Origin of the sequence: Paraferrimonas sp. SM1919, from assembly GCF_010993985.1 — a bacterium.
Classification (GTDB): Bacteria; Pseudomonadota; Gammaproteobacteria; order Enterobacterales; family Shewanellaceae; genus SM1919.
On the sequence record NZ_WINH01000043.1, the window covers coordinates 1 to 5,703 of the forward strand.

Here is a 5,703-nt window from a genome sequence, read left to right on the forward strand (position 1 = left end):
CCAGAATCAATAGACTTCCATAAAAATTAACTATAGCCACCCATTATTAATCAATAACTTACAGCACAAAATCTTGAGCTTCAATCAAGCTTCATTCATGTTGGCCATACTCTAAGGTGCTTGGGAGTAAGGTTGAGCTTTATTGGCTTAGTTTATTTGCTATAAGCGCCTATTAACCCTAATTGACGCAGCATTAACCCACCGCGAATGCGGTGCACAGATTGAATAGATAACAGATATGTTTACTCGAAGAATTGGCAACTTTGTTTGAAATGCTTTCGCCGCCTTTCTAAGTGCTCACAGTATTTATCATACTCTTGCAAGGTACCCACTTGACCGTGGAATAACTGACCAAAATCATTCACTTTTTTTGCCCGGTTTTCTGCGGGAACATTACAATTAATTATGGTTGTCTATATGTGTGTCAAATCCGCACAGGAAAGCACGACGAACAACACGGCTAGTGATGTGATAATAAGGAGTATCTTCAACTGAAATTAACGTACTACGGGGTCTAGGCATGACTACCTCCTACAACTCGCTATTAAACAAGTTTAGTAGGAGGCTGAAAAAGCAACAATTAATTATGGCTGTCTATATGTGTGTTAGATTTTTGTTGTAGGTAAGTCTTCTTGATTTCTTCAAACACTTCTTTAACAGCTGGATCATGTTTAACATCTTCATTATTACTTAATAATGTCTTTAAGGTACCAAAAGCTGTATCGGGAGCCCCAGTTCGATTGTATGCTAATGCAACAGATAACATAAATTCTGCATCACCTAAGAATTGCTCAAGTCTATTGGCTGCAACTATTTTTTTAGCTGCTTCTAGTGTTTTTTCAGATTCACCTATTCTTTGAGCTGCAATCGCAAGTGTTCTTAAACCAACCAGATTAGGCATGATTTCTATTGATTTTTCTGCCAACTCCACGGCCATTGCATTTTGATTGCGAACCAACTTCAAGGAAGCATACTGTGACATCCCAACGAAACTATTGGGGTATTTAGCCAGTAGCTTTTTAAATAATTTATCAGACTTTTCATAAAGTTCTTGTTTATTAGCATTTTTAACAAATATTGCCTTATGCATTAATAGATCGGCTTCATCTATCAATAAATATTCATTTGAATCGGTATAATTATTCAACCCTTTTTGGATATTCTCATGAGCAGTATCATACTTCTTCTCTAGAACATTAATCAGTGACAAGTAATGATAATATAAACCTGTGTCCTTACATTCTTGCTCTATATTCATCCAGTTACTTTTAGTATTGGCAGGGCTCTCACTTTTTGCCGAAATTTCGTTCCATCTTGCCTCACACTCATTCAGTTTACTTGAAGACTCTACTTGCATCGAAAAAAAAACCAATATAATTAATAGTAATTTATAAAACATATATCCCTCAAAATTTAAAACGATGTTTCCCATAGATTAGTTAAATAGCTCTTTGATTGCTCGATTAATTCTGGTTTCCAGGTAAGGGCTGCCCCTTTTATCTTCCCTCCAAATAAAGCGGTTAATCCTCTAGAAAAATTAACCCTTGCACCACTTTTGGTCAGGGGAGCCCCACCGCTAGCAGCTACACCAATCCCACCTACGTTGACGTCACGAAGAATAAGGCCAGCCACTATTAATCAGTAACTTAGCAAAATAAAACTCTCGATAAAAACATAATATACCGAAAGCACCTTCGACTCAGTAGGTTACTTAGTAATATTGTGTGTTTTGCTATCTTTTCACGTATTAATCAGCCAAATAGCTGAAAATTAGACATAGAAAACTCACTGCTTTAAAGCAGCGCTGTAAAGTATTGGTATGGAGTGTGATAAGCAGTTACACAAAAAACGTTACAGTTTCTTAATTTTCTAAAGTGCATTTTGAAGTTAAACGCGAATTTATTATTTTTCTTTATAAACCTCAATTATACAATACTCAAATTCAGAACTACGTTGGTCCATTTTTATGTTTTCATCTAACTCAATATATGCGACTTTAACTAATTGTTCTCTATGGTGAGGGCTGGGAAGCAACTCGCTAAAGGGTTTACTTAAGCACCCCCAATGCCACCCCCGAGCTAAAACATCTAAACGATATCCATCGACTAAAACCGTTTCATAATCAGCCCCCACATTAATACTACTCTCCACATCCCAACTTCCTACAACAACATTACGCCCATCCTTCATATGCTCTATATAATTATATTTTTCAGAATGTTTAAAATATTTATTTATAAAAATAATATTAAAAAATACAGTTATAAATAGTATCCCCTTCCATGGCGTACCAAGTCTTAGTTTGAACTCAAAGAGTACTATTATAGCAAGAATCCATGGCATGCTAAAAAGCATGCCTTGAAATATATATACACCTAAATTAGGCTCAAGATTTGCGTAAGAAAACCTAACGCCCCACTCTATTGATTCCATATATACTCACTAGAAAAACAAATTATTATACGTATATAGTAACTTACCAAATAAATTACTTTCTGATTCATAATATTAATTATGGCTGTCTATTGTTTCTGGGTCTAGGCATAACAACCTCCTACAACTCGCTATAAAACAAGTTTAGTAGGAGGCTGAAAAAGCAGCAATTAACTATGGGTGTCAATATGTATTGCTGTCGAATTTAGGTGCATTAACGAAGGGTGTCCTTGTTATTTTGATTCACTTATCTAAGCCTAGTCGAGGAGGCATTATCCTTCCATCAACGGTGGGTAGCCTTGTTATTAATGGCTGTCTATGTGTGTTGTGTTAGTTGACCACTACACTTTTTTGATTTTAGGAACCAACTAGATAAGGGCAAAGAAGTATATTGCATCAACAAAGTCCCCATCCACTGGGAGAAGCTTATAACCATGTGAATTTTTATTACCTTTCCACTCCAATCCATATCTATTATATTCCCATACTTCTTCTTTTAAATAAAACTTGAAGGTTATCGGCTTAACGCTCTGGTGATTACTTTTGATCATATTGCTAGTTTTATTAATATGCTCATCTAAAACATCAAAAATCTTTACTTCTATACAGCCTTTTACTTCCAATTCACCACAACTCTCTATTGAAGCCACTACCTGCTTAATCAATGTCTGTTTAAAAGCCACACTCTTCACTGAATGATTATCATTAAATTTTACGCTCGGCACCTTAAATTCTAAAAGGTAGGATTTATCATTCATACTTACAACTTCATAAGACTCAATATATTTACGCTCTTGTACATCATATGAATACTTACTCAGCCTAAAACTATCAAGTTTATCCGCAAATAAGTTAAAGCTAGTAATACACCCAAGGATGATAATCAATAAAAACAACCAGTTAACAGTTTTCATTCTAATCTCCTATACACTTGGACAAATACTTTGACAATTCATTATCAGTCAAATACACGTTTAAGTCGAAGCCTTCTGGTTCATTTAAATAATGTCGATCCAGCTGGTACTTCCCTTTTTCTTTTCCAGAAAACCTCTCATAGATTAAAGATTTAATGCCCACCCCCTCATAATGGAGGGTCCCTCTAACACCTTCATTATGAAATAACACCGCTCCAAAATTATCTTTATTATAGCTAACTCCATTAAAACACCAATTATTCATCGGATTTTTAGGATAGGCAAAAGAAACGTCTGACGAAATATAACACTCCCAATTACTTTCAGGCGAGCATACAAAATACTCACTCTTAGTTATAAAACTAATAGGTGAGTGGGTAGGGCTTCGCTGAAGGAGTTGCGAATGAATATAACCATCGGCCGAATGAACACCTACCTCTCTTATAGCATAATTATTTAAATTTACGTACTGAAAATCATCCACAAAAATTATTTCACTGCTTACTTTGTTACAAAATAAGAAGAACACCAGGAGAACTAAAACCCTCATTTATCCACCTACTTCATATTTATTAATAAATCCTTGTTCAAAAGCTCTTGCCTGCCTTTCTGAGGGAGCAATATCATAAGTTTCATTTTTCCAATTCGGATTCCCACGCCCCCAATTTCTCCATTGCTGGTAATTTATACCTCTGTTTCTGTCTGTACTGTGAAGTAGCTCATGAAGAATTACCCTACTAATTGAATCTCCACGATTTAGGAATGGGTCGGTTTTAATCGTAATGATGGAGTTATCATTAACTGAATCTCCATACTCACGATCAAACTTAATACTTGGATAAAATTCATCTTCACCCACTTTAAAGGTCACGCCATTTATAACATTAAGCATTCTTTTTGCTTCCGCCAAATCATTAATCAGTTTCATATTTCTTGTGCCCATCTCTAGGTATTGTGCCACCCATTATTAATCAATAACTTACAGCACAAAATCTTGAGCTTCAATCAAGCTTCATTCATGTTGGCTATACTCTGTGGTGCTTGGAAGTAAGGTTGAGGTTTATTGGCTCAGTTTATTTGCTCTAAGCGCCTATTAACCCAAATTGACGCAGCATTAACCCACCGCGAATGCGGTGCACATAGCAATTAATTATGGCTGTCTATATGTGTACTACGATGGGTGGCCTTGTTATTATTAATTAATCCTTCAATATAATTAACTAATTCCGGAGCCCTACTTTTATATTCTTGCAGTGTGATGTTTAGTGAGCTTCCTGTAATGTTATTTTCATAAGATGTGTCAGCTTCTTGGTTGTCAAGAATGTTAAAAATCAACCTATTTTTATCAAGATTTTCTCCAGAATTAAGCCTAGAAACTTCAACTTTGAAAAGATTAATCAATGATAATGAAAGAAAGTCCGCATCATCGAACGCTGCGGGATTTTCAGAAACACAATATTCAATATAAGCCTCTAGTGCCCCTTCGGAAAGCATTAAGTGCCTAAGTATTCCTATCACCGGAAATGTTCGACCAACTATGACTTCTTGAGGATACTCTATTAAAAGGTTTTTATATGCTACTTGAAGTTTCTCTCCAATTTTCAAGCTTAGAAGTTCTGAATAATCGAACTTCCCCCGTAAGTGTGCGTATTTAGCAACAAAAAACCAAAAATCACTTCCTTCACCATGCACTTTCTTAGAATAAAGCACCATCATGTACTTAACAAAAGCCTCTCCTCCTGCATCATAATCCAAAAAATCGATAGCGAAAGATAAGGCTACTTTCGTTAAATGACCAACTTCATCAAACTGATTGTCGCTTGTTCTTTCAAGCATCCTAATGTATCCATCGCTAATCAACTTAAGACTGTTATCATTTAAAAAATTATCATGGATCCACTCTTCTTTGGCCTCTTCAGAATGCTCAAGTGAAGAAATATTTACATTGTTCATTAATAACAGTGAAAAAAATACTGTCGCCAAACAAAAAATCACTAACTTTATATTCATTAAAAATCACTCATCGACAACAATAGGTTTAGGCATCCAAATATACTCAAACTAACTATAGCCACCCATTATTAATCAATAACTTACAACACAAAATCTTGAGATTCAATCAAGCTTCATTCATGTTGGCTATACTCTGTGGTGCTTGGAAGTAAGGTTGAGCTTTATTGGCTTGGTTTGGTTACTTTAAGCATCTATGCATCAAAATCACGCAACACTGTGACACCGCGGGTACAGTGCAAAATTTGAATAGATAAGTGGTGTGTTTACTCGAAGAATTGGCAACTTTGTTTGAAATGCTTTCGTCGCCTTTCTAAGTGCTCACAGTATTTATCATACTCTTGCA

General features: G+C 35.5%; 7 protein-coding genes and 1 pseudogene. All 8 read right to left on the reverse strand.

Annotated elements, in window-relative coordinates; all coding sequences use genetic code 11:
- Positions 1–242: 242 nt before the first annotated feature.
- Positions 243–395: pseudogene (locus tag GFB48_RS17740) on the reverse strand (transposase); the annotation flags it as partial.
- Positions 396–399: 4 nt separating this feature from the next.
- Positions 400–522 (reverse strand): hypothetical protein, encoded by a 123-nt coding sequence (locus GFB48_RS17785; RefSeq protein ID WP_256378002.1) that lies wholly within the window; start codon positions 520–522, stop codon positions 400–402.
- A gap of 58 nt (positions 523–580) precedes the next feature.
- Positions 581–1,399 (reverse strand): hypothetical protein, encoded by an 819-nt coding sequence (locus GFB48_RS16970; RefSeq protein WP_163938603.1) that lies wholly within the window; start codon positions 1,397–1,399, stop codon positions 581–583.
- A gap of 503 nt (positions 1,400–1,902) precedes the next feature.
- Complete coding sequence (locus GFB48_RS16975) at positions 1,903–2,433, reverse strand: hypothetical protein (protein WP_163938607.1); 531 nt, start codon at positions 2,431–2,433, stop codon at positions 1,903–1,905.
- Positions 2,434–2,801: 368 nt separating this feature from the next.
- The gene (locus GFB48_RS16980) at positions 2,802–3,347 is read right to left on the reverse strand and encodes a hypothetical protein (protein ID WP_163938610.1); all 546 of its coding nucleotides are present in this window, start codon (positions 3,345–3,347) and stop codon (positions 2,802–2,804) included.
- Position 3,348: 1 nt separating this feature from the next.
- Positions 3,349–3,897 carry a hypothetical protein gene (locus tag GFB48_RS16985; protein WP_163938612.1) on the reverse strand — a complete coding sequence of 183 codons (549 nt, stop codon included), beginning with the start codon at positions 3,895–3,897 and terminating at the stop codon, positions 3,349–3,351.
- On the reverse strand, positions 3,898–4,275 hold the full coding sequence (locus GFB48_RS16990) for a hypothetical protein (protein WP_163938615.1): 378 nt from the start codon (positions 4,273–4,275) through the stop codon (positions 3,898–3,900).
- Between the two features lie 218 nt (positions 4,276–4,493).
- On the reverse strand, positions 4,494–5,357 hold the full coding sequence (locus tag GFB48_RS16995; protein WP_163938618.1) for a hypothetical protein: 864 nt from the start codon (positions 5,355–5,357) through the stop codon (positions 4,494–4,496).
- Positions 5,358–5,703: the final 346 nt, after the last annotated feature.